Annotated in this window: 1 protein-coding gene; it reads left to right on the plus strand. The window is 57.7% G+C overall.

Features of this window, described 5'->3' with window-relative positions; genetic code table 11:
• Positions 1–1976 (plus strand): DNA-directed RNA polymerase subunit beta' (locus tag GX108_01620; GenBank protein ID NLO55744.1); only part of this gene is annotated, 1976 nt, incomplete at both ends.

The raw sequence follows: 1976 nt of genomic DNA on the forward strand, positions 1-1976 counted from the left end.
ACGGCGCTCCGGACGGCCAAGTCGGGGTACCTCACCAGGCGGCTTGTTGACGTGGCCCAGGACCTTATCATAACGGAACATGACTGCGCCACTGACCACGGCATCTGCATCGAGCCCCTGAAGCAGGACGGCAAGGTCATGATCCCCCTTTCGGAGAGGATCTACGGCCGTACGGCCCTGAAGGACATTGCCGATCCCGCGACAGGGGAGACCATCGTATCGGCCGGGGAATGCATCTCCGTGGAGAAGGCCGAGTCGGTCGAACGGGCAGGCATAGACTCAGTGGAAGTTCGCAGCCCCCTGACCTGCGGTCTGAGGCACGGGATCTGTCAGGTATGCTATGGAATGGACCTGGCCACGAGGAAAGAAGTTCCCATCGGCGAGGCCGTGGGTGTGGTGGCTGCCCAGTCCATAGGCGAGCCGGGAACCCAGCTCACAATGCGGACCTTCCACACTGGAGGCGTCCGTCTGACCGGCGAGGACATCACCCAGGGTCTTCCCCGTATCGAACAGCTCTTCGAGGTCCGCCGGCCGAAGAAAGTGGCCTACCTTGCCGGTGTCGACGGAAGGGGTTCCGAGATCCGGGTCATGGAGGGAAAAAGAAAGGTCATCATCTCTTCCGCAAGTGAAGAAAGTGAAGAGAAAACAGCATACAATATCCCCATCAGCCAGAACCTCCTCATGAGGGAAGGTGACGAGGTGAGGAAGAGCGACAGGATCACCGAGGGCAACGTGGATCCCCAGCAGCTTCTCGAGGTTGAGGGGATCGAGGCGGTGCAGCGTGCCCTTGTGGATGAGATCCAGGAAGTGTACCGCTCGCAGGGTGTCTCCATAAACAACAAGCATATCGAGGTCATCCTCCGGAAGGTGGCTCCCGTAAACCGGGTGAAGATCACCGAGGAGGGCGATACGTCTTTTGTGGCCGGAGACCTTGTCTGGACCGACGACATCGACGAAGAGACGGCACAGATAGGCAGGGAGAACGAGCACAACATTGCCGAGGCGGTGCGGATATTCTCAGGCTGCATTCTCAGAGACATTATATCTTCACAAAGAAATGAAGAAATAAAGAGATTTATCGGAGCCCCTCTTAACGAAGACATGATCCGAACCCTCCTTCGCCCCGGTATGCTGATCTCATCCCTGGTGGTTGAGGATGGCGAAGAGAGGGGCATCACCCTCATCATTGGCGAAGGGGGATTCAGGAAACAGATGGAGGGGAAGGACCTCATCAGTCCCTTCATTTCCTCCGACGGGAAGGAAGTGCCTGCCGGCACCCACCTGACCCTCGGACAGCTCGGCATGATAACTGAAAACACCCCTACACCATTATTGGTACGTGACGGGAGGTTACTGGAACAACTGGTCAACAGAGTTTACCTTGCTGATGATGTCATCGTGGATTATGAAGTCATCGCAAAGGCCGACAGGCTGTTTACGGTGAAGAACGCTGCCCGGTGCAGGGAGTTGAACGTGCCTTCCGTAATGGTGTGGCACTCGGTGGAAAGGGTCAATATCCCCGACAAGCTGGAGGAGAGCCTGAAGGACCGGTGGGGAAAGCCCCTGACCCAGGCCATCGACAGGGACGGCAACGCGCTGCGCCACATTCCCCAGCTCGTGGACGCGTCTATAATCAAAGGAGTGCTGGACGGGAGCATATCCGCAATAGAAATAGACGGGGCCATCTTTTCCCGGGACAGGTTCCTCCGGGACCTGCTGGCGGCGAAGATCTACGGGAAAGTTATACTCGAGGCAGTAATTGACAGGAAGGGGACTGCGATTGTCGATGCGGGCACTGAAGTCAACCAGACGATCGTTGACGTCCTGGCGGAGTGTCCCGATCTCCAGGAACTCGTAGTCCGCCCCATGGGCGGGCCTAGGAAGGACGAGAAGAATATCATCCAGCGGGTGACATTCGTCCGGAAGCTCCGCGAGGGCCCGAAGGTTAAACCCTTCGTCCACGGCATCACGAAGGC

The sequence above is a fragment of the Thermovirga sp. genome (assembly GCA_012523215.1).
Lineage (GTDB): Bacteria > Synergistota > Synergistia > Synergistales > Thermovirgaceae > 58-81.